The 21,790-nt window shown below is 72.2% G+C and carries 17 protein-coding genes; 6 read left to right on the top strand and 11 right to left on the bottom strand.

Translation table 11 applies throughout. The annotated features are described in order from the left end of the window. Positions 1-43: 43 nt before the first annotated feature. The 4 genes from MRBLMI1_RS09180 to MRBLMI1_RS09165 form a co-directional block, all read right to left on the bottom strand. Positions 44-1,102, bottom strand: a complete 1,059-nt coding sequence (locus MRBLMI1_RS09180) for an alpha/beta fold hydrolase (protein WP_367730375.1) — start codon at positions 1,100-1,102, stop codon at positions 44-46. 138 nt (positions 1,103-1,240) lie between these two features. Then, positions 1,241-2,266 (bottom strand): helix-turn-helix domain-containing protein, encoded by a 1,026-nt coding sequence (locus MRBLMI1_RS09175; protein ID WP_367730373.1) that lies wholly within the window; start codon positions 2,264-2,266, stop codon positions 1,241-1,243. Positions 2,267-2,326: 60 nt separating this feature from the next. Next, positions 2,327-3,289 (bottom strand): alpha/beta hydrolase fold domain-containing protein, encoded by a 963-nt coding sequence (locus tag MRBLMI1_RS09170; RefSeq protein ID WP_367730371.1) that lies wholly within the window; start codon positions 3,287-3,289, stop codon positions 2,327-2,329. Between the two features lie 107 nt (positions 3,290-3,396). After that, a complete protein-coding gene (locus MRBLMI1_RS09165; RefSeq protein ID WP_367730369.1) occupies positions 3,397-5,235 on the bottom strand; it encodes a lipase family protein in 1,839 nt (612 codons plus the stop codon). A gap of 101 nt (positions 5,236-5,336) precedes the next feature. Between MRBLMI1_RS09165 and MRBLMI1_RS09160 the strand changes: the two genes are divergently transcribed. Next, positions 5,337-6,146 (top strand): DUF1206 domain-containing protein, encoded by an 810-nt coding sequence (locus tag MRBLMI1_RS09160; RefSeq protein ID WP_367730367.1) that lies wholly within the window; start codon positions 5,337-5,339, stop codon positions 6,144-6,146. A gap of 12 nt (positions 6,147-6,158) precedes the next feature. Here MRBLMI1_RS09160 and MRBLMI1_RS09155 read toward each other — a convergent pair whose 3' ends face one another. Both MRBLMI1_RS09155 and MRBLMI1_RS09150 read right to left on the bottom strand, forming a co-directional pair. Then, complete coding sequence (locus MRBLMI1_RS09155) at positions 6,159-6,980, bottom strand: aldo/keto reductase (RefSeq protein ID WP_367730365.1); 822 nt, start codon at positions 6,978-6,980, stop codon at positions 6,159-6,161. A 113-nt stretch (positions 6,981-7,093) separates the two neighbouring features. After that, positions 7,094-8,890 carry a proline--tRNA ligase gene (locus MRBLMI1_RS09150; RefSeq protein WP_367730361.1) on the bottom strand — a complete coding sequence of 599 codons (1,797 nt, stop codon included), beginning with the start codon at positions 8,888-8,890 and terminating at the stop codon, positions 7,094-7,096. Positions 8,891-8,999: 109 nt separating this feature from the next. Between MRBLMI1_RS09150 and MRBLMI1_RS09145 the strand changes: the two genes are divergently transcribed. Continuing rightward, entirely contained in the window at positions 9,000-9,800 is an 801-nt protein-coding gene (locus MRBLMI1_RS09145; RefSeq protein WP_367730359.1) for an NADH:ubiquinone oxidoreductase subunit 4 (chain M), read from the top strand. A 23-nt stretch (positions 9,801-9,823) separates the two neighbouring features. Further along, positions 9,824-10,459 carry a pyroglutamyl-peptidase I gene (pcp, locus tag MRBLMI1_RS09140; protein ID WP_367730357.1) on the top strand — a complete coding sequence of 212 codons (636 nt, stop codon included), beginning with the start codon at positions 9,824-9,826 and terminating at the stop codon, positions 10,457-10,459. A gap of 131 nt (positions 10,460-10,590) precedes the next feature. Here pcp and MRBLMI1_RS09135 read toward each other — a convergent pair whose 3' ends face one another. Beyond that, positions 10,591-11,769 (bottom strand): benzoate/H(+) symporter BenE family transporter, encoded by a 1,179-nt coding sequence (locus tag MRBLMI1_RS09135; protein ID WP_367730355.1) that lies wholly within the window; start codon positions 11,767-11,769, stop codon positions 10,591-10,593. Positions 11,770-12,087: 318 nt separating this feature from the next. Beyond that, positions 12,088-13,239, bottom strand: coding sequence for a flavodoxin-dependent (E)-4-hydroxy-3-methylbut-2-enyl-diphosphate synthase (ispG, locus tag MRBLMI1_RS09130; RefSeq protein ID WP_367730353.1), 1,152 nt, complete (start codon positions 13,237-13,239; stop codon positions 12,088-12,090). 206 nt (positions 13,240-13,445) lie between these two features. On the opposite strand from ispG, the gene MRBLMI1_RS09125 reads away from it, so the two are divergent. Beyond that, positions 13,446-15,356, top strand: coding sequence for an anthranilate synthase family protein (locus MRBLMI1_RS09125; protein ID WP_367730351.1), 1,911 nt, complete (start codon positions 13,446-13,448; stop codon positions 15,354-15,356). A 48-nt stretch (positions 15,357-15,404) separates the two neighbouring features. On the opposite strand, the gene MRBLMI1_RS09120 is transcribed toward MRBLMI1_RS09125, so the two are convergent. Further along, a complete protein-coding gene (locus MRBLMI1_RS09120; protein ID WP_367730347.1) occupies positions 15,405-16,721 on the bottom strand; it encodes a M50 family metallopeptidase in 1,317 nt (438 codons plus the stop codon). Between the two features lie 87 nt (positions 16,722-16,808). Here MRBLMI1_RS09120 and MRBLMI1_RS09115 point away from each other — a divergent pair, with 87 nt between their 5' ends. Beyond that, positions 16,809-18,467 (top strand): Mur ligase family protein, encoded by a 1,659-nt coding sequence (locus MRBLMI1_RS09115; RefSeq protein ID WP_367730345.1) that lies wholly within the window; start codon positions 16,809-16,811, stop codon positions 18,465-18,467. 374 nt (positions 18,468-18,841) lie between these two features. Here the strand turns inward: MRBLMI1_RS09115 and dxr are convergent, their stop codons facing one another. Further along, the gene (gene dxr / locus MRBLMI1_RS09110; RefSeq protein WP_367730343.1) at positions 18,842-19,924 is read right to left on the bottom strand and encodes a 1-deoxy-D-xylulose-5-phosphate reductoisomerase; all 1,083 of its coding nucleotides are present in this window, start codon (positions 19,922-19,924) and stop codon (positions 18,842-18,844) included. A gap of 29 nt (positions 19,925-19,953) precedes the next feature. Beyond that, the gene (locus tag MRBLMI1_RS09105) at positions 19,954-20,907 is read right to left on the bottom strand and encodes an FKBP-type peptidyl-prolyl cis-trans isomerase (protein ID WP_367730341.1); all 954 of its coding nucleotides are present in this window, start codon (positions 20,905-20,907) and stop codon (positions 19,954-19,956) included. A 160-nt stretch (positions 20,908-21,067) separates the two neighbouring features. Between MRBLMI1_RS09105 and MRBLMI1_RS09100 the strand changes: the two genes are divergently transcribed. Continuing rightward, positions 21,068-21,769, top strand: a complete 702-nt coding sequence (locus tag MRBLMI1_RS09100) for a lysophospholipid acyltransferase family protein (RefSeq protein WP_367730965.1) — start codon at positions 21,068-21,070, stop codon at positions 21,767-21,769. Positions 21,770-21,790: the final 21 nt, after the last annotated feature.

Genomic DNA, 21,790 nt, shown 5'->3' with positions numbered 1-21,790 from the left:
GAGCACACGGGGCCGGTGCCCCGGGACCGGCGGGGCGGAGCGCTCAGGTGCGGGGGACGGCCAGAAGGTCGCTCAGATGACGATCGACTTGCGGGATGAAGCCGGCATTGACGGCGAACAGCCCCAGGTGGCCGCTCACGTCGTCGATGACACGGAGCTCACTGCCCGGTACGAGCGCCTGCTCGGCCGCGCAGTCGCGCACGGGGAAGAACATGTCCTCGCTGATCGGCATGACATACGTGGTCGCCGTGATGCGGCCGAGAGCCGCCGCCAGATCTCCGTCCGTGTGCCTCGACACGTCACCGCGCTGCCACTTCCACGCCATCGTGAGCAGGTCGTTCGGGTCCATCGCGGTGAAGTACGGCTCGAGGAAGTCGACCAGGAACGCCTCCTGCGTCGAGAACCCCAGGTCCGACCATCTCTGCTGCTTCCAGAACTCCGTCGAGAAGCCCATGGTGCCCCACAGGTGGGCATGCCGGGTCAGACCGTCGAGGACATCGGTGTTCGAGGCGTACTCGCCGCCGTTCCATCCCGGGTCCGACCAGATCTGCTCGTTCAGCGTCTCGGTGAAGAGGAAGTCGTGAGGAGTGTTCTTCGCGGTGCCGGCGATCGGAGCGGCGCGAAGCACCTTCTTGGGAAAACGCACCGCCCACTCGTATGTCTGCTGGGCCCCCATCGAACCACCCACGACGAGCGCCAGGCGCTCGACGCCGAAGTGTTCGCGCATCAGCCGCTCCTGCGCGACGACGTCGTCGCCGATGCGAACCCGGGGGAAACGGGACATCGAGATGCTCGAGTCCTCGGTGTTGTGCGGAGACGTCGAGAGCCCGTTCCCGATCTGGTTGACGCAGACGATGAAGTAACGCTCCGGGTCGAGCGCGTGCCCCGGACCCACGTACGCGTCGGCCCAGATCTGGTGGGTCCCGGAGTACCAGGTGGGGATGAGGACGACGTTGTCCTTCGCATCGTTCATTCGGCCCCAGGTCCGCACCGCCAACCGGCAGTCGGGCAGGACCCCGCCTTCCTCGAGATCGAGGCGGCCGATCGAGACGAGCACGAAGTCCTCGTGCATCTCGTGCGAGTAGTACGCATTGGCGATCATGATGTCCACTCCTTCGTGTCGGGTACGGCGGAGAGCCGTGACCTCACTGTGCTCGCCGACACCTCGCCCCCGGAACCGACGATCGAGCGTGATCGCCCTGCCAGGGCCCGACGGTTGTCGGGTGCCACCGGCGCTCCCTCAGCGCACCGGGAGGTCCAGGACACGGGACGCCCGCAGCCGCCAGAGCAGGAAGGCGATGCCCAGTCGCGTTCGCCCGAGACCGGTCACCGGGTCGAATCCCAGGACGGCGATCACGGTCTGCAAGCGCGCGGACAGCGTGCTCGGATGGATGCCGAGGACGCGCGCGGCCTCCCGAAGCGAGGTCGTCCGCACCAATGCGTCGAGGGTCTTCTCTCCCCAGGCATGTGCGACGATGCGCGCGACGGCGTCGTGATCGGGGCCGGGTGTGCCGCGTTCGAACTGTTCGGCCAGCACGACGGCGAGGCCCCCGAGATCCTCCGCGCGGACCGGGACCCGCGAGACCCCGTCGTGCAGGCGCACGGCGATCAGAGCGGTTCGCAACGACGACGACAGCTCTGTCACCGCGACCGGGAGGCCGACACCGACGGGCGCGCCGACCGGGTCGGGTACGCCTTCGGCGAGGACCGCGACGTGGACGGGGCCTCCCGCGGTGGTCAGGACGTCCTCGGGGCCCTGCGGATGCCTCTCCCACAAGGCGAACAGCGGCGCGGCGACGACCCGGTAGCAGCCGTCCGGTGCGAGAAGCAGGCGTGCCGCCGCCGCGGCGCGGTCGGCCTCGACCGAGAAGCCGTCCAGGAGCAGCGGCAGGTCGCGACGGCGCACGGCCCGGTGGGGCGGCTCGACCCGCACTCGGAGGGCGAGGGCCAGACGTTCGAGCACGAGCGCGTCGTCCGCCGCGGCAGGGTCTTCCCCTTCGATCCACACGCGCAGACCCTCGCGTTCGTACTGGCATCGCCGGTGGATCCCCGGGTGAGTCGTCACCTCGTCGCCCCGGCGATCGACGCGTTCGACCCGACCGCCGAAGGCTGCGCCCACGACGGCGCCGGAGAGCGCGGCGGCCGTTGCCAGCAACGCCCGGGGCGGGACGTTCCCGATCACCAGTTCGTCGAAGCACGCGATCACACGGAGACTGTTGCGCGCCCCCGGGTCGAGTGCGGCCAGACGCCCCAGCAGTTCCTGCATCCGGTCCTCCTTCGCACCGCCACGATTATGACCCGCTCCCCCTTCCACCGCACAGCGATCTCACCCGAACAGCACCCTCCGCACCCACTCGCGACGCGCGCGGATCATCGCGCGGGCGATCGAGGTGTGCGGAGCGAAGACGTCGCACGCGTGGAAGGCACCGGGCCACACGTGCAACTCGGCGGGCACGCCAGCTCGCCGCAGTCGCGCCGCGAACGCGACCGTCTCGTCGTGGAACACGTCGACGGTGCCGACGTCGAGATAGGCCGGCGGCAGCTCGGAGAGGTCGGGCGCCCGACCGGGCGCCGCCGCCCATGGCACGTCCTCGCCACCGGAGCGCTCACCGAGATAGGCCTCCCAGCCGGTCTGGTTGCTCACTCGGTCCCACACGACGATCCCTTCGAGCTCCGTCATCGAGGCCGTGGCGCAGCGGTCGTCGAGCATCGGGTAGTCCAGCAGCATCCCGGTGGCGCGAGGGCCGCCGCGCTCTCGCGCGAGGAGGGCGACGGCAGCGGCGAGCCCCCCGCCCGCGCTCGCGCCGCCGAGGATCACGCGCCGCCGATCGATGCCCAGGTGGTCCGCACCGTCGATCACGGACTCCCACGCCGCGTAGCAGTCCTCGAGAGGCACCGGGTATGGGTGCTCCGGCGCGAGGCGGTAGTCCACGGTGACCAGACGCGCACCCAGGCGCTCCACCATGTCCAGCATCGGATCCATGCCGCTGAAACGGTCCCCGAACATCAGCCCGCCGGAGTGGAAGGAGACGATCGCCGGTCGTGGGTCCGCCGCCGACTCGAGACCGAGAGGGGAGATCACGGAGGCCGGGATCTCGACACCGTCGAAGGTACGGAACGCCGTGTCGACCACCTCGACCGCGAACGTCTCGAGCAGCCGCTCGCGGGGGCTCGATGCGTAGGAGCGGCGCATGAAGGGGACGAGCGCGGGGGTGATGGTCGGCGGGAACACTCCCCCGATGATCGCCAGCGCGGCGCGCAACTCGGGATCGATGCGCGCGCTGATCATGGCCCCATTGTGCGGCGGCGCGCGTACATCTGCGGCACGTCAGCGCCCAGGGCGCGGCACCCCAGGGCAGGGCGCGGCGGGTCAGGGCAGAGCAGAGCGCGGCGCGGTCAGCGCAGGCCGCACCCGTCGACGACCTGGTCGGTGCGGGCGAACAGCCCCTTCGTCCAGTCGTAGAGCACCGGAAGGAACCGCGACTTCGGCAGCAGCGGCCGCAGGTGGTCGTAGCCGGCGTAGGTGGCCCAGCGCACGGGCTGCCCCTCCGCGCACAGCGTCGCGATGTACTCCTCCTGCAGACGCGGCGGGATGACCTCGTCCTCGGAGCCCCAGGCGATGAGCATCGGCGTCCCGAGGGCGGCGGTCATCGCGTTCTCCTCCAGACGGCGGCCGAGCGCGCCCTCGGTCAGGTCGGCGGTGTAGAGCGGGCGGTCCTCCCCCACTCCCAGCGCCGTCAGCACCGACACGACGACGCCCGGCTCGGTCGGGCACCGCTGCGTCATCTCCAGCACGATCGAACGCGAGCCCTCGGCGATGTAGTCGTCGAGGTGGACGTCGGCGTACGTCTCCGAGTACGGCACGAGCACCCACGACGTCAGCACGGACAGGAGGGCGTTGGGCGGTCCCGACAGCAGCTCCGTCGCGAGCGCCTTCGGATCCGCGACGGGCGCGATCGCCGCGGTGCCGAGCACGTCGATCCCCGGGGCGTACTCTTCCGAGATGGCCGTCGTCCACAGCGCGGCGTGACCGCCCTGCGAGTGGCCCCACACGACGGTGTCCGGCGAGAGCACCAGGTCGGTGCTCAGTTCGGCCGTCGCCAGCACGGCATCCAGGGATGACCTGGCCTCGCCCTTGCCGATGAGGTACGGATACGTCCCCGGGGCCCCCTGCCCCGAGAAGTCGGACGCCACGACGACCCACCCGGCCTTCAGCGCCTGCTCGAGGGCGGGGATCGCCCACCGCGTCGCCGTGGCATCCCGCAGGCTCGGCGCGCAGCCCTGCGCGACGCCCGTCGTCCCGTGGTTCCAGATCACGACGGGACGGGGGCCCGGCGGAGGGTCCTTCGGGACGATGACGAGCGCACTCGCGACGGCCGGCCGGCTCACCGCGTCGCGGGTCGTGTACAGGATGCGGGTGACGTCGCCGTTCTGCGGGGCGCGGCCGTTGTAGGAGTCCGACCGGATGAGACGTCCGTGCCCGCCGGGCACGTCGGCCGGCGGGTCGTAGAACGCGTCGACCACCGGAGCGCCGTCCTGCAGCCAGTCGTTCAGCCACCACCCGCCGGCGGCCGTGAGCACGAGCAGCACCGACAGCGCGTACCTCCCGCCGGCGGTCCAGCGTCGGCGCACACGTCGACGGCGCACCGCCGCGGCCGAGTCGAAGGGCGTCCGGCGGACCCGGGGACGACGGATGCCGCGGACCCCTTGAGCCACCATCCCGACGCCGAAGACGATGGTGCGCACACCGAAGACGAGGGCGAGCACGAGCACCGTCACGTCCGGCCAGGTGAAGGACAGGACGCCGAACGCGACCTGCGTCGCCCCCCAGGAGGCCGCGAGGATCCTCGAGCTCGGCACGCCGCGGCTGAGCGCCTCACCGATCGTGGCGAGACCGCCGATGATCAGCAGCACCGCCAGGACGGGCGGCAGGAGCTCCAGGCTCCGCCCCAGCCAGACCAGCACGGCGACCCCGGCGAGGACCCACGCGACGGCCACTCCGCGCGCCCACCACCCGGTCGGCCGTCCGATCAGTTCGACGACGCCCATCACGACCGCGCTCGCCCCGACGTACACACCGAGGAGGACGAGCGAGGTGAGGGGGCGGCTGACGATGAGCCCGCCGAGCACGACGACCACGACCCCGAGGATCAGCAGCACCCGGGGCGGCGCGTTCCGGACCAGAGCGGGCAGGGCGCTCCACCGTCGCGAGAGGCGGCGGCGAGCGGCGGACATCCGGCCATCCTAGACAGGGGACCGGGATGCCACGGAGCCTTGCGTCCGACGCGCCGGAGCGCGTGATCGACAGCGGGCGCGCACCGGACTACGGTTCCTGAGTGCCTTCCTCCGCGCGCTCGGCGGCCCGCACGGCCGAGTCCAGCACCGCCTTCCGCGCGGCCGCGCGCGCGGGATATGCCGCCAACGGCATCCTGCACCTGCTCGTGGGCGTGCTCGTCCTGGCCGTGACCTTCGGAGGCCGGGAGGAGAGCGACCAGACCGGCGCCTTCCGCGCTCTCGCGGCCGCACCGCTGGGCGCTGTGGCGCTCTGGGCGCTCGCGTTCGGGCTCGTCGCCCTCGGCGGCTGGCACGTGCTGCAGGCCGTCGCCCCGCGCGGGCTGTCCGGCTGGAAGCGGCTCGGGCGAGTGCTGTCCGAGGCGCCCCAAGGCATCGTTTTCCTCGTCATCGGGTGCCTGTCGGCATCCGTCGCCCTCGGCGCGCGTCCGCACGCGGAGGAGACGACGCAGGACATCAGCCGGTCGGTGCTGACCTTCCCCCTCGGCGGGCTCGTGCTCGGCGCCGCGGGGATCACCGTCGCCGCTGTCGGGGTGGGCTTCTTCGTCATGGGGGTGCGGCGCTCGTTCCACGACAAGGTGCGGGAGCCGGACGGGCCGTGGGGAACCGTGCTCACCGCGCTGGGCGTGTTCGGCTTCCTCGCCAAGGGCGTCGCCCTCGGCGTGGTCGGCGTGCTGCTGGTGATCGCCGCCGTGACGGTCGAGGCGGAGACCGCCGGTGGACTGGACGGTGCGGTGAGCGCGTTGCTGGCGCTCCCGGCGGGTCCGGTCCTCGGCATCCTCGTGGGCGTGGGGTTTCTCGCCTACGGGGTCTTCACCGTGTTCCGCGCCCGGTACGCCCGACTGGACGTGTGAGCGCGGACGACCTCAGTCGAGGTCCGGGTTGCGACCGGTGCGTTCGCCCGTGTCGAGGGTCGCGATGGCCTCGTGGTCGGCGGCATCCAGGGTGAAGTCGAAGACGTCGCCGTTCTCGACGAGCCGGGACAGCGAGACCGACTTGGGGAACAGGACGAGACCGCGGTCGAGGTGCCAGCGGATCACGATCTGGGCGGGGGTCTTGCCGTAGCGGGCCGCGAGATCCGCCAGCACCGGCTCGTCGAGGAGACCGCCGCGGGCCAGGGGCGCCCACGACTCCGTGACGATCCCCCGCGCGGTGTTCGCCGTGACGAGCTCGTCCTGCGGGAACCGCGGATGCAACTCGACCTGGTCGATCACGGGCAGCACGCCGGTCTCGTCGCGCAGACGGTCGATGTGCACCGTCGAGAAGTTGCTCACGCCGATCGACGTGACCCGTCCCTCCTCGCGCAGCCGGATGAGCGCCTTCCACGTGTCGACGTAGCGGTCGGCGCTGGGGATGGGCCAGTGGATGAGGTACAGGTCGACGCGGTCGAGGCCGAGGCGGGAGGAGCTGGCGTCGAACGCGCGGAGCGTCTCGTCGAAGCCCTGGTCGTCGTTCCACACCTTGGTCGTGACGAAGACGTCCTCGCGGTCCAGACCGGACGCGCGCAGCCCCTCGCCGACCTCCGTCTCGTTGCCGTAGAGGGCCGCGGTGTCGACGTGCCGGTACCCGGCCGCGAGCGCGCCGGCGACGAGGTCGGCGGTGACGTCCGCCGGCACCTTGTAGGTGCCGATCCCGAGCTGGGGGATGGTGTTGCCGTCGGACAGCGTGAGACGGGGAGCCGCGATCATGCCCCTCACGCTACCGGGCCCCGGCGGGGCCGGACGGCGGGGACGGATGCCGCGAGGGCGGGGCCCCGCCCCCGACCCGCCCGCATCGGGGCCGGGCGGGGACGGTCGACCCGTCAGGCGGTCAGACGGGCCAGAGCCTCGTCGGTGGTGAGCGCTTCGCGCTCACCGGTGCGACGGTCCCACAGCTCGACCTGGCCGTCGGCGGCGCCGCGGCCGACGATGAGGATCCGCGGGATGCCGACGAGCTCGGCATCCCCGAACTTCACGCCGGGCGAGACCTTGGGACGGTCGTCGTAGAGGACGTCGAGACCGGATGCCTCGAGCTTCTCGGCCACCGACGCGGCGAGGTCGAAGGCGACCGCGTCCTTGCCCGTGGCGACGACGTGCACGTCGAACGGCGCGACCGTCGTCGGCCAGACGAGGCCCTTGTCGTCGTTGTTGAGCTCGGCGATGATCGCGAGGATGCGCGTGACGCCGATGCCGTAGGAGCCCATGGTGACGGTGGCGAGCTTGCCGTTCTCGTCGAGCACCTTCAGCCCGAGCGCCTCCGCGTACTTGCGACCGAGCTGGAAGACGTGGCCGATCTCCATGCCGCGGGCCAGCTCCACCGGACCGGAGCCGTCGGGCGCCGGGTCGCCCGGCAGAACGGTGGCGACCTCGACGAAGCCGTCGCCGACGAAGTCGCGGCCGGCGACGAGCGAGTGGACGTGCTTCTGGTCGATGTTCGCGCCGGTGATCCAGGCGGTGCCGTCGACGACGCGCGGGTCCAGCAGGTAGCGGATCTTCGTCGCCGACTCCGCGCCGAGCACGGGACCGGTCGGCGACCACGGGCCGATGTAGCCCTTGACCAGCAGCGGGTTGTTCTCGAAGTCGTCGGCGGTGGCGGCCTCCACCTCCGCGGGGCCGAAGGCGACCTCCACGCGCTTGTCGTCCACGTCGCGGTCGCCCGGCAGACCGACGACGACCAGCTCGCGCTCGCCGTCGAGGTGGGTGAGGGCGAGCACGACGTTCTTCAGCGTGTGGGCCGCGGTCCATTCCGCCGCGTCGGCGGTGGCCGGACCGGCGATCCCGGCCGCCGGGGCGTCGAGGTGCGCGTTCGCGTGGTCGACGAGCGTCGCGATGGTCGGCGTGTTCGGCGAGTCGAAGATGACGGGCTCGGGCTGACCGTCGATCGGCAGGGCCTCGGGCGCGACCGTCGTGAACGCCTCGACGTTCGCGGCGTAGCCGCCGGCCGAACGGACGAAGGTGTCCTCGCCGATCGGGGTCGGGTGCAGGAACTCCTCCGACTTGGAGCCGCCCATCGCGCCGGCGTCGGCCGCGACGATGACGTACTCGAGGCCGAGGCGCTGGAAGATGCGCTCGTAGGCGTCGCGCTGCGCCTGGTAGGAGGCGTCCAGCCCCGCGTCCGACGCGTCGAACGAGTAGGCGTCCTTCATCGTGAACTCGCGCCCGCGCAGGAGGCCGGCGCGGGGGCGCGCCTCGTCGCGGTACTTGTCCTGGATCTGGAACAGCGTGAGGGGAAGGTCCTTGTAGGACGAGTACAGGTCCTTCACCAGGAGGGTGAACATCTCCTCGTGCGTGGGCGCGAGGAGGTAGTCGGCGCCCTTGCGGTCCTGCAGACGGAACAGCGCGTCGCCGTACTCCTCCCAGCGGCCGGTCTGCTCGTACGGCTCGCGCGGCAGCAGCGCCGGGAAGTGCACCTCGAACGCACCGGCGTTCGCCATCTCCTCGCGGACGATCGTCTCGATCTTGGCCTTGACCCTCAGACCGAGCGGCAGCCACGCGAAGATGCCGGGGGCGTTGCGACGGATGTACCCGGCGCGCACGAGCAGGCGGTGGCTCGTGACCTCGGCATCCGAGGGGTCTTCGCGGAGCGTGCGGAGGAAGAAGTTCGACAGACGGGTGACCACGATCATCGAGTCTAGGGCGGTGGATGCCGCCCCCTGACCCGGTCGCGTCGGTCGACTCGGTCGATGCCGTCCGTTCCGTCGCCGGCGGAGCGGGCCGTAGGGTGAACGCGTGCGCGTCCGCTGGATCGTCCTCCTCACCGCGTCGATCGCGGTGCTCGCGGGGACGATGGTGTGGGCGTTCGCCGGGTCCGCCGTCACCTCCGTCCTCGGGTTCGGCGGGGCTCCGCGCGACGAGGACGAGGACTTCGGCGCCGTCGTGGTCCACGACGTCGACGCCGACGGCATCCTGTCCCCCGAGCCGGACCGGCGCGCCCGCGAGGTGTGGGACGAGTTCACCCGCGTGGTGACCCCCGACTTCGCCGCCGCGACCATCCGGCAGTACCGCGTCGGCGACAACCCGGACAGCGACACCCTCGCCTACGTCTACCGCGACGCGGACCCACGACTGTGGGTGTTCGCCGCGAACCTCGCGTACGCCGACGACCCGGACCTGCTGCTGTCGACGCTCGTCCACGAGTACGCGCACATCCTCAGCCTCGGCGCCGACGACACCGATCACGGGACCGACTCCTGCGAGACGGTGCAGACGAACGAGGGATGCCTCCGTCCCGATGCCGCGCTCACGTCCTTCCAGCAGCGGTTCTGGAGCGGATACGAGGACGCCCCCGACCCGGACAACGACGACCCCGACCGGGCGTGGGAGTTCTACCAGGATCACGAGGACGACTTCGTCAGCGACTATGCCGCGACCAACGTGGCGGAGGACTTCGCCGAGAGCTTCATGACCTACGTCCTGGAGGAGAGATCCGACGCCGACACCGTGATCGGCGAGAAGCTGCGGTTCTTCGACGGTCAGCCGGAGTACGCCGAGGCCCGGGATCGCATCCGCACGGAGTTCGCCTTCGGCTGACCGGCCCGACGTAGCCTGGGGCGATGACCACCGTGCTGCTGACCGGGTTCGTCCCCTTCGCCGGAGACGCGTCCAACCCGTCCGGGGACGCCGTCCGTCTCGTCGCGGAGCGGTGGACCGGCCCGGAGGAGCTCGTCGCCGAGGTGCTCCCCGTGACGTTCGACGGAGCACCCGCCCGCCTGCGAGACCTCATCGCCGCCCACCGTCCGTCGGTCGTCCTGGCCGTCGGACTGGCCGGCGGTCGCACCGCCGTCACCCCGGAGCGCGTGGCCGTCAACCTCGCCGACGCCCGCATCCCGGACAACGACGGCGCCCAGCCGGTCGACGCGCCGGTCGTGCCGGACGGACCCGCGGCCTACTTCGCCACGCTCCCGGTCAAGGCGATCACCGCGGCCGTGGACGCCGGTGGCATCCCGGCCGCCCTCTCGCACACCGCGGGGACCTTCGTCTGCAACCAGGTGATGTACGCAGCGCTGCACGCCACGGCGGGATCGGACGTCCGCGCGGGCTTCGTGCACGTCCCCTACGCGACCGAGACCGCCCCCGCCGGTGCTCCGTCGCTCCCGCTCGCGGACATCGCCCGCGCGCTCGAGATCGCGGTGCGGACCGCCGTCGACACCCCCGCCGACGCGGCCCTCGTGGGCGGCGCGCTGCACTGACGCGCGTCGGGCGGCGCACTGCACTGACGCGTGCGGCCTCCGCTCGCAGAATCGCGTCGATCTCGCAGCATTCCGCCCGGATTCTGCGAGCTTCGCGGCATTCTGCGAGTTCCGCGACGCCCCGCGGCGCCTCAGGCCCGGCGTCGCCCGACGTGCAGCACGGTGCGCACGAGCAGGCCGGCCGCCAGCGCCCAGAACGCGGCGCTCACGCCGGCGATGGCGATCCCGGATGCCGCGACGAGGAAGGTCACGACGGCGGGCACCCGCTCCCCCGGGTCGTCGATCGCCTGCTGCACCGCCGAGCCGAAGGCGCCGAACAGCGCCACGCCCGCCACCGCCGGGATGACCCCGGGCGGGGCGAGCAGCACGATCGCGGCGAAGGCGGCCGACAATGCGCCGAGCACGAGGTACATGCCGCCGGCGGAGACCCCGGCGACCCACCGCTTCTTCGGGTCCGGGTGGGAGTCCGGCCCGGCCGCGATGGCGGCGCTGATCGCCCCGAGGTTGGCCGCGTGCCCGCCCGCGGTCGCGGCCAGCGCCGAGCCGAGCCCGGTGACGAGCATCGCCGGCCGCCACGGGATCGTGTAGCCGAGGCTCTTCATGACGGCGACGCCGGGGACGTTCTGCGACGCCATCGTCACGACGAACAGCGGCAGGGCGATGCCCACCACCGACCCGACCGTGAGCGTCGGGACGGTGAGCTCCAGGCGGGGCAGGAGGGAGGCGGCATCCATGTCCGCGCCCGACCGGGCCAGCTCGACCGACACGACGGCGATCGCGGCGACGAACGCGAGCGGGACCGCCCACCGGGGCAGGAGTCGGGATGCCACCAGCCACACGACCAGCACCGGGGCCACTCCCCATGGGTCGTCCACCAGGCCGACGAACGGCGCGACGCACAGCGGGAGCAGGACGCCCGCGAGCATGGCCTGCGCGATGGACGGCGGGATCCGCGCGATGAGCGCCCCCAGTGGGGGGAAGAGCGCGGTGCAGAGGATGAGGGCCGCCGAGACGAGGAAGCCGCCGACGACGGCGGGCCAGCCGCCGTCGACCGCGCCGGTGGCGGCGAGGAGGGCGACGCCCGGGGTGGACCAGGCGATCGTGATCGGGATCCGGTAGCGCGTGGCGAGCACGATGCAGCCGACGCCGACGACGAGGGTGATCGCCAGCAGGCCGCTGGCGGCCTGCCCCGGCGTCGCACCGACCGCCTGGAGACCGGTGAGGACGACGGCGAAGGTGCTCGTGAAGCCGACGAGGGCCGTGACGACGCCCGCAATGAGCGGACGGGCGAGCGAGGAGGAGTCGGTCATGAGACTTTCGACGCTATCGGACCGAAAGCCGGATGCCGCCAGGCCGATCCTCGACCCGTGGCCCCCCGCGCGTCTCTCTGCGCCACCTCATGGCCCGGAGCCCAGCGCTGACTTGCTGCAAATGCACGCGCTCGAACCCCGCGCGCGTACATTTGCGCCACCTCACGACCCGGAGCCCACCGCTGACGTGCCGCAAATGCACGCGCCAGAACCCCGCGCGCGTACATTTGCGCCACCTCACGGCCCGGCATGCACGGCACGCACGGCACGGAGCAGCACGGCGCGGCACACGACGGCCACGGCCGCCGGGGAGTCGCGTCAGACGGTGACGACCTGCGCGGTGCCGGGCGCGGCGTCGGGGCCCATCTCGTCCGCGATGCGGTTGGCCTCCTCGATGAGCGTCCGCACGATGTCCGCCTCGGGGACGGTCTTGATGACCTGGCCCTTGACGAAGATCTGGCCCTTGCCGTTGCCGGAGGCGACGCCCAGGTCGGCCTCGCGCGCCTCGCCCGGACCGTTGACGACGCAGCCCATGACGGCCACGCGCAGCGGCACGGTCATGTCCTTGAGGCCTTCGGTCACGTCGTCGGCGAGCGTGTAGACGTCGACCTGCGCGCGACCGCACGAGGGGCACGAGACGATCTCGAGCTTGCGCTCGCGCAGGTTCAGCGACTGCAGGATCTGGTGGCCGACCTTGACCTCCTCGGCCGGGGGCGCCGACAGCGACACGCGGATGGTGTCGCCGATGCCCTCGGACAGCAGGATGCCGAACGCCGTGGCGCTCTTGATCGTGCCCTGGAACGCGGGTCCGGCCTCGGTCACACCGAGGTGCAGCGGCCAGTCGCCCCGCTCGGCGAGGAGACGGTACGCCTTGACCATGACGATCGGGTCGTTGTGCTTGACCGAGATCTTGAAGTCGTGGAAGTCGTGCTCCTCGAACAGCGACGCCTCCCACACGGCGCTCTCGACGAGCGCCTCCGGGGTGGCCTTGCCGTACTTCTCGAGCAAGCGGCGGTCCAGCGACCCGGCATTGACCCCGATGCGCAGCGAGACGCCGGCGTCCTTGGCGGCCTTGGCGATCGCGCCGACCTGGTCGTCGAACTTGCGGATGTTGCCCGGGTTCACGCGCACGGCGCCGCAGCCGGCGTCGATCGCCTGGAACACGTACTTCGGCTGGAAGTGGATGTCGGCGATGACGGGGATCTGGCTCTTCTTCGCGATGATGTGCAGCACGTCCGCGTCGTCCTGCGACGGCACGGCGACGCGCACGATCTCGCAGCCGGATGCCGTGAGCTCGGCGATCTGCTGGAGGGTGGCGTTGATGTTGGTCGTGGGCGTCGTCGTCATCGACTGGACGCTCACGGGGGCGTCACCGCCGACGAGCACCTTGCCGACCTTGATCTGACGGGTCTTGCGACGCGGAGAGAGGACCTCCGGCACGCGGGGCATACCGATGTTCACTGCGGGCACGGGCCCAGCCTACGCCGCTGCGGCTGGACGAAGGCGGAGGAGGGCCCTGTGATAGGTTCGGCGCCATGCGCGCGTATCCGACCTGGTGGCCCACCGTCTAGGCGGTGTGCACGCGCACGAACAGACCGCCCCTCCCTGAGAACCGGGCGGTCTTCGTGTTTTCCGGCGGCCGCTGCGGACCCTCGTTCACAGATGGAAGTACTCCGATGACCGCGCCCGATCCCTCCTCCGCCCTCCTCGACCTCGCCGCGGGCGATGCGCCCTTCGCCCTCATCGCGCGTGACGGCGAGACGATCGAGGTGCTGACCGGCGACGTCGTCGACGTCGAGCTGCTCGCGGACATCCCCTTGATGGATGCCGCCGGCGTCGCGCGCGAGGTCCTCGCCCTCGTCCCGTTCCGACAGGTGCGGGAGCGCGGGTTCGTCTGCCACGACGACGGCGCCCCGCTGCGCTGCCTCGTCATCGCGGACCGCCGTGTCGTGCCGCGCGCGGAGGCCCTGGCATCCCTCCCCTCCTCCCCCGTCAAGCTCGCGGACGCCGGCTTCGACATCGCCGACGAGGAGTACGCCGACATCGTCCGCCGCGTGATCGCGGACGAGATCGGCCGCGGCGAGGGGGCGAACTTCGTCATCCGCCGCGACTTCGTCGCCGGTGTCGACGCCGACCCGCGCATCGCCGCGCTCACGTGGTTCCGCGCGCTGCTCGAGCACGAGAAGGGCGCCTACTGGACCTTCGCCGTCGTGACCGACGGGCACGTCGCGGTCGGTGCCAGCCCGGAGGCGCACGTCAGCGCCAAGGACGGCATCGTCACGATGAACCCGATCTCGGGCACGTTCCGGCACCCCGCCGGCGGGGCCACGGCCGAGACGCTCGCGGAGTTCCTGCGCTCGACCAAGGAGACCGAGGAGCTCTTCATGGTCGTCGACGAGGAGCTCAAGATGATGAGCGCCGTGTGCAGCGACGGCGGCCGCATCACCGGCCCGCACCTGAAGGAGATGTCCCGGCTGACGCACACCGAGTACATGCTGCGCGGACGCAGCGACCTCGACCCCCGCGACATCCTCCGCGAGACCATGTTCGCCCCGACCGTGACGGGCTCGCCGATGCAGAACGCCTGCACCGTCATCGCGCGGCACGAGACGACCCCCCGCGGCTACTACTCCGGCGTCGCGGCGCTGTTCACCCCGAACGGGGCGACCGCGGGTCCCACGCACGACCTCGACGCGCCGATCCTCATCCGCACGGCGTACCTCGTCGACGGACGCCTGCGCGTCCCGGTCGGGGCGACGCTCGTGCGCCACTCCGACCCGTACGGCGAGGTCGGCGAGACGCACGGCAAGGCGGCGGGCGTGCTCGGAGCCATCGGCGCGATCCCCCGCGACACCGCCCCGGCGGCCGTCCCCGCCGCCCCGGCCGACGCCGACCCGGACGCCCCGACGGCTCCTCACCGGCCGCTGGCGGAGGACGCGGCGATCGCCGAGCTGCTCGCCTCGCGCAACGACCGCCTCGCCCCGTTCTGGATGAACCCGCAGGACCCCGACGGGTCCGGGCCGTTCGCGGGGCGCACCGCGCTCGTCGTCGACGCCGAAGACCGGTTCACCACGATGCTCGCGCACCAGCTGCGCCACCTCGGCCTCGACACCCGCATCGTGCACTGGTCGGAGGCGGACGACGCGACGCTCGACGCGGCCGACCTCGTCGTCTCGGGCCCCGGTCCCGGAGACCCCCGCGACGACAGCGCGCGGATGGCCGCGATGCGCCGCGTGGTCGCGCGGCGGCGCTCCGCGGAGACGCCGTTGCTGGCCGTCTGCCTCAGCCACCAGATCCTCGCCGACGGCCTCGGCTTCGACCTCGCCCCGCTGCCGCGCCCCCACCAGGGTCTGCAGAAGAGCGTCGACGTCTTCGGCGAGCCGGCCTCGATCGGGTTCTACAACACCTTCACGGCGCGGATGCCGGATGCCGCCCCCTCCGGCGTCGACGTCGCGGCCGAGCCGTCGTCGGGCGACGTCTACGCGTTGCGGGGTCCCGGCTTCGCCTCGGTGCAGGGCCACCTCGAGTCGATCCTGTCCCGGGACGGGATGCGGACGCTGGAGCGGCTCATCGCGCACGTGCTCTGACCCGCGGGTCACGGCCCGGGTGCCGCGGCCGGCCGGCGGCGGCCCGGGTCAGAACAGGCGGACGGGGTTGAAGACGTCGGCGGCGATGAGGATGCCGCCCATGGCCACGAGCAGCACGACCACGACGAAGGTCGCGGGCACGAGCCGGGTGGCATCCACCGGGGCCGCCACGCGTCCGCGGATCCGAGCGATCGTCCGCTTCAGGCCGTCCCAGAGGGCCACGACCACGTGCCCGCCGTCCAGCGGCAGCAGCGGGATGAGGTTGAAGACGAAGAGCGCGATGTTGAGCGAGCCGAGCAGACCGAGGATCGTGCCGGCGCGGGCGGCGATCGGCGCGTCGACGGCAGCCACCTCGCCGGCGAGCCGCCCGGCGCCGACGACGCTCAGCGGGCCGTTCGGGTCGCGCTCCTGGCCGGTGAACAGGTCGACCGCGGTGTCGTAGACCCGCACGGGCAGCTGCGTCATGATCTGCGCGACGGAGCCGATCTGCTGGACGGTGGCCTGCGGACCCGCCCACAGCGGCTGGGGCTCGAGGCTCTCCTGGGCGAGCAACCCGGCGAAGCCGACCGTCTCGTACTCGGGGTTCCCGTTGGTGTCGGTCACCGCGCGGCCCCGGTCGTCGGTCACCGCACGGTCGGTGCTCTGCGGGGTGATCGAGACCATCTGCTCGACGCCGTCGCGGGAGATCACCACGGGCAGGGCCTGGCCGGCGGAGCGCTGGATGATGTCGGCCGCCTCCGCGAAGGTCGAGACGGGGGTGCCGTCGACGGAGACGATGACGTCGCCGGGCTGGACGCCGGCCGCGGCGGCGGGCGCGAGCGGGTCGGACGGGCCGCAGTCGGTCCGCTCGGCGCTGGCCGGGATGACGCACTGCGAGACCGCGGCGACCGTGGTCGTGGCCGTCTGCACGCCGATGGCGCTCAGCGCGATCGAGATGAAGACGAAGGCCAGCACGAGGTTCATGAACGGCCCGCCGAGCATGATGACGATGCGCTTCCAGACCGGCAGCTTGTAGAACACGCGGTCGTCGCCCGCGATCATCGTCTCGGCGTTGGCGTCGCGCGCGTCCTGCACCATGGTCGCGAACAGTCGGGAGCGCCGGGGGGACGCCTCCTGCTTCTCGGGTGCGGGCGGGTACATGCCCGCCATCGAGATGTAGCCGCCGATCGGGAGGGCCTTGATGCCGTACTCCGTCTCACCGCGGCGGCGAGACCACAGGGTCGGGCCCATGCCGATCATGTACTGGCCGACGCGGACGCCGAAGAGCTTGGCGGGCACGAGATGCCCGACCTCGTGCAGGGCGATCGAGAGCGCGAGGCCGATCACGAGCACGAGGACGCCGATGAGGAAGGCGATGGCGGTCACCCGCTGACGATACCGCCGCCCGGCTTTGAAGCGCCCGTGCGGCCGCGATGCGAGGGCTGTGCGACGGCGGATGAGAGAATGTCGGGGATGCCGAAAGACGCCGCCCCCCACCTCCCGCCCGTCCTCCGGCCGGAACGTCCGCCGCACCGCGACCTCGCGGAGCTGGCCCGCCTCTTCGGCGGCCGGACGATCGGCGACGTCGACGGCACGACCCTCACGGGGATCACCCTGGCCACCGCGGACCTGCGGGCCGGTGAGGCGTTCGTCGCCATCCGGGGCGTCAACCGTCACGGCGCGGAGTTCGCCCCCATCGCCGCCGAGCGTGGCGCGGTCGCCGTCGTCACGGACGCCGCGGGCGCCGACATCGCCGCTCCCACCGGCCTGCCCATCGTGGTCGTCGACGACCCGCGGGCGCTGCTCGGGGACCTGTCCGCGTGGGTCTACGGCACCGGCCCCGACGACGACCTGCCGACCCTCCTGGCCACCACGGGGACCAACGGCAAGACCAGCGTCTCCCACCTGCTCGAGGGCATCCTCGGCCAGCTCGGCGTGGTCACCGGCCTGTCCTCGACGGCTGAGCGTCACATCGCGGGCGAGGTCATCGTCTCGCGGCTGACGACGCCCGAGGCATCCGAGTTTCACGCCCTCCTCGCCCTGATGCGCGAGCGGGGCGTGCAGGCCGTCGCGGTCGAGGTCAGCGCCCAGGCCCTCACCCGCCACCGCGTCGACGGGCTCGTCTTCGACGTCGCGGGCTTCACCAACCTCAGCCACGACCACCTCGACGACTACGCCGACATGCGCGAGTACTTCGAGGCGAAGCTGCCGCTGTTCCGTCCCGACCGCGCGCGACGCGGGGTCGTCTGCCTCGACACGACATCGGGCGCGGAGATCGCCCGACGCGCGGAGATCCCCGTCGTGACGATCGTGACGCCCGCCATCGCGGAGGACGCCGCGCCCGACGCCGATTGGACCGTCGACGTCGTCGACGAGCGTCCGGACGGCACCGAGTTCGTGCTCCGCGCCCGCGACGGCCGGACCCTCACCACGGTGGTCCCGGTGATCGGACGCCACATGGCGGCCAACGCGGGCCTGGCGATCGTGATGCTCCTCGAGGCCGGGTACGCGTGGGACGCGCTCGTGGCCGCTCTCGACGCCGGGCGGATCGACGCCTCCCTCCCGGGTCGCACGCAGCTCGTGTCGGGGCCGCAGGGGCCGGCGGTGTACGTCGACTTCGGCCACTCCCCCGACGCGTTCGAGAAGACCCTCGCCGCCGTGCGTCGCGTGACGCCCGGCAAGGTGCTCATGCTCTTCGGCGCCGACGGCGACCGCGACGCGACCAAGCGCCACGACATGGGCCGGACCGCCGTGGAGGGCAGCGACATCCTCGTCGTGACCGACCACCATCCGCGTCATGAGGATCCGGATGCCATCCGCACGGTGCTCATCGAGGGGGCGCGCCGTGCCCGGCCCGACGCCGAGATCCACGAGTTCTCCCCGCCCGAGCGCGCCATCGCCGAGGCCGTGAAGCTCGTCGGCGAGGGCGACGCGATCCTCTGGGCGGGACCCGGCCACCAGGACTACCGCGACATCCGCGGCGTGCGGACGCCGTACTCGGCCCGCGAGCTGTCGCGCCGGGCCCTGGCTGCGGCGGGCTGGCCGGTGCCCGATCCGCAGTGGCCGGTGCCCTACCCCGCCGACGAGACGCCGTCGTCGGACCCCGACCGCCCGTTCGCCTTCCCCGCCTGACGCTCCCCCGCCGCCCCGGGCCCCTCCGGCCGTGACTTGTCACACATGCACGCCGCACCGCCCGCAGCGCGTACATCTGCGCCAAGTGAACGCCCTGGCATCCCGAGCCCCTGAGCCGTGACTTGTCGCACATGCACGCCGCACACCCCGCGGCGCGTACATCTGCGCCAAGTCAGCGCCTGGCATCCCGAGCCCCCGGGGGCCGTGACTTGTCACACATGCACGCGGGACACCCCGCAGCGCGTACATCTGCGCCAAGTCAGCGCCGTGGCATCCCGAGCCCCCGGAGGCCGTGACTTGTCGCACATGCACGCGGGACACCCCCCAGCGCGTACAACTGCGCCCAGTCAGCGCCCCCGACGAACGGGGGGGGGTCAGCGGGCGGCGATGACCTCGTCGGCGGTCCGGCGGGCCCAGGCCTCCGTTTCGGCGAGGGATTCGCGCGTCAGGGTCGACGGCGCATCGTGGCGTTCGACGACGGCCTCGATGACCTCGAGGATGCCGAGGAACGTCAGACGTCCCTCGTGGAACGCGTCGACGGCCTGTTCATTGGCGGCGTTGAACACGGCCGGGTAGGTCGCGCCCGCCGCACCGACGCGCTTTGCGAGGGCCACGGAGCCGAAGGCCTCCTCGTCCAGCGGCTCGAACGTCCACTGCGAGGCGCGGGTCCAGTCCAGCGGCGCGCCCACGCCGGCGACCCGTCGGGGCCAGTCCAGCCCCAGCGAGATCGGCAGCCGCATGTCCGGCGGCGACGCCTGGGCGATGGTCGACCCGTCGACGAACTCGACCATCGAGTGCACGATCGACTGCGGATGCACGACGACGTCGATGCGCTCGTAGGGGACGTCGAAGAGGAGGTGCGCCTCGATGACCTCGAGGCCCTTGTTGACCAGGGTGGCCGAATTCGTCGTCACGACGCGGCCCATGTCCCATGTGGGGTGCGCCAGCGCCTGCGCCGGGGTGACCTCGCCCAGCTCGTCGCGGGATCGACCGCGGAACGGCCCGCCCGAGGCGGTGAGCACGAGCCGACCGACCTCCTCCGCGTCCCCGGAGCGCAACGCCTGCGCGATGGCCGAATGCTCGGAGTCGACGGGGACGATCTGCCCGGGCGCGGCGAGCGCGGTCACCAGCTCACCGCCGACGATGAGCGACTCCTTGTTGGCCAGAGCGAGGGTCCGGCCCGACTCGAGGGCGGCGATCGTCGGGCCGAGGCCCACCGACCCGGTGATGCCGTTCAGCACGACGTCGGCGTCGACGTCGCGGACGAGCTGCTCCGCCTCGACGGCGCCGAGCGCGACGTGCGGGACGCCGAACTCCGCGGCCTGCGCCTCGACGCCCGCGCGGTCCGACCCCGCGGCGAGACCGACGACCTCGAAACGCCCGGCGTTGGCACGGATGACGTCGAGCGCCTGCGTGCCGATGGAGCCGGTGGAGCCGAGGATGAGGACGCGACGCATGGGCTCAGCCTAACGACGCGTCCTCCCGGTCAGGACTGCGGCGCGTGCTGCACGCCGAGGATGTCGATGACGAACACGAGGGTCGCGTTCGCCGGGATCTCGCCCTGGCCCGCCTCGCCGTAGCCGTCGGCCGGCGGGATGACGGCGACGACCTGCGAGCCCACGGTCTGCCCCTCGAGGGCCTGACGGAAGCCGGGGACGACGCCCGTGGTCGGGAACTCGGCGGGCATGCCCCGCTCCCAGCTGGAGTCGAAGACGGTGCCGCCGTCGTACAGGACGCCGGTGTACTGGACGATCACCTGGTCGCCCGAGCGGATCTCCTCGCCGTCGCCCTGACGCAGGTTCTCGATCCGCGTCTCGGTCGGCGCCGGGGCGTCGGGCACGGTGATCGTCGGGGCGCCGTCGTCGGCGAACTCGACCGTGGGCATGCCCTCGACGGGGGCGACCTCGGTGCCGGTGGCGCGGGTCGGGAGCTCCTCGATCGCGTCGGCGACGAGGACGTAGGCGGGAGCGCCCTCGCCGAGCACGCCGGCGGGGAAGGTCGAGACGGTGCGCGAGCCGACGGGGACGCACGAGACGGCCGCCCCGAAGATCTGCTGGGCGTTGACGACCATGTCCATGCCGGCCGGGTCGGTGTCGAGCGAGTTGAGGAGCACCTCGCCGGTGGACGCGTCGACGACCGTGTAGTTCGCCTTCACGACGTCGCCGGCCTGGATCTCGTCGCCCGATCCCTCGATGAGCACGCTGCGCTGGATGTCGGCGGGCGCGAAGTCGTCGGGACGCTCGATCGTCACCGGGCCCTCGAAGTCGCCCGACACGTCGAGCCCTTCGGGCACCTCGCCCGTGAACGGGGTGGTGCAGTCCCCCGACGCGGAGGCGGTGGCATCCGGCGTCGAATCGGCGTCCGGGGAGCCGGAGCATCCCGCGAGCAGCAGCACCGCGGCGGCGGCGACGGACAGGGTGGCGATCGGACGGATGCGCACGGCGGACCTCTCGATGGGTACGGGGGACGCCCCCATCCTCCCCCATGCCGGCTTAGCCGCGCCTGTGTACCCCATGCACGGGCGGGCATGCGCCGCGGGATACCCTCGACGAGTGACTTCCGACGTGCCCGGCGACCCCACCGCCGTCCCGCCGAAGCAGATGGGCGCCGCGTACGGCCTGGGCCGTTCGGTCATCACCCCCCTGGCCCGGGCCGTCTACCGCCCGCGGGTCGAGGGGCGGGAGAACGTCCCGCGCACCGGCCCGGTGATCTTCGCCAGCAATCACCTGTCGTTCATCGACTCCATCGCCATCCCGGTGGCCGCGCCGCGTCCGGTGCACTTCCTGGCCAAGTCGGCGTACTTCCAGAAGTGGGCGTCCCGGCAGTTCTTCACCGCCATCGGCGCCATCCCCGTCGAGCGCGGTGCCGGACAGAAGGCCCTCGATGCCCTCGACCAGCAGCGCGCCCTCCTCGAGGACGGTCGCGCGGTGGCGCTGTACCCGGAGGGCACGCGCTCGCTCGACGGACGCCTGTACAAGGGCCGCACCGGCGTCGCGTTCCTCGCGCTGCAGACGGGGGCGCCGGTCGTCCCCGTCGGATTGATCGGCACCGACAAGGTCATGCCGGTGGGGGCCCGCATGCCCACGCTCAGCGAGCGCATCACGGTGCGCTTCGGCACGCCGCTCGACCTCTCCCCCCACGGCCCGGCGTCCTCGGGCCGCGCGCGCCGCGGCGCGACCGACGAGATCATGGCCGCGATCCACGCCCTCAGCGAGCAGGAGCTCGCCAACGCGTACAACGAGGCCCCCGCGCAGAACCCCATCGACCGGATCAAGCAGGTTCTCCCGCACGAGCGTCTCTGACGATTCGTCCTTGACGTGGCT

Origin of the sequence: Microbacterium sp. LMI1-1-1.1, assembly GCF_040815675.1 — a bacterium.
GTDB lineage: Bacteria > Actinomycetota > Actinomycetes > Actinomycetales > Microbacteriaceae > Microbacterium.
Note: the sequence above shows the minus strand (reverse complement) of the source record. Positions and strands in the feature narration are given on the sequence as shown.

Excerpts from the sequence above, each read along its gene's own strand:
- MRBLMI1_RS09100 (WP_367730965.1), top strand. The coding sequence starts at position 21,068 with ATGGGCGCCGCGTACGGCCTGGGCCGTTCGGTCATCACCCCCCTGGCC.
- MRBLMI1_RS09115 (WP_367730345.1), top strand. The coding sequence starts at position 16,809 with ATGCCGAAAGACGCCGCCCCCCACCTCCCGCCCGTCCTCCGGCCGGAA.
- MRBLMI1_RS09155 (WP_367730365.1), bottom strand. The coding sequence starts at position 6,980 with ATGATCGCGGCTCCCCGTCTCACGCTGTCCGACGGCAACACCATCCCC.
- dxr (WP_367730343.1), bottom strand. The coding sequence starts at position 19,924 with ATGCGTCGCGTCCTCATCCTCGGCTCCACCGGCTCCATCGGCACGCAG.
- MRBLMI1_RS09135 (WP_367730355.1), bottom strand. The coding sequence starts at position 11,769 with ATGACCGACTCCTCCTCGCTCGCCCGTCCGCTCATTGCGGGCGTCGTC.
- MRBLMI1_RS09125 (WP_367730351.1), top strand. The coding sequence starts at position 13,446 with ATGACCGCGCCCGATCCCTCCTCCGCCCTCCTCGACCTCGCCGCGGGC.
- MRBLMI1_RS09170 (WP_367730371.1), bottom strand. The coding sequence starts at position 3,289 with ATGATCAGCGCGCGCATCGATCCCGAGTTGCGCGCCGCGCTGGCGATC.
- pcp (WP_367730357.1), top strand. The coding sequence starts at position 9,824 with ATGACCACCGTGCTGCTGACCGGGTTCGTCCCCTTCGCCGGAGACGCG.
- MRBLMI1_RS09165 (WP_367730369.1), bottom strand. The coding sequence starts at position 5,235 with ATGTCCGCCGCTCGCCGCCGCCTCTCGCGACGGTGGAGCGCCCTGCCC.
- MRBLMI1_RS09180 (WP_367730375.1), bottom strand. The coding sequence starts at position 1,102 with ATGATCGCCAATGCGTACTACTCGCACGAGATGCACGAGGACTTCGTG.
- MRBLMI1_RS09175 (WP_367730373.1), bottom strand. The coding sequence starts at position 2,266 with ATGCAGGAACTGCTGGGGCGTCTGGCCGCACTCGACCCGGGGGCGCGC.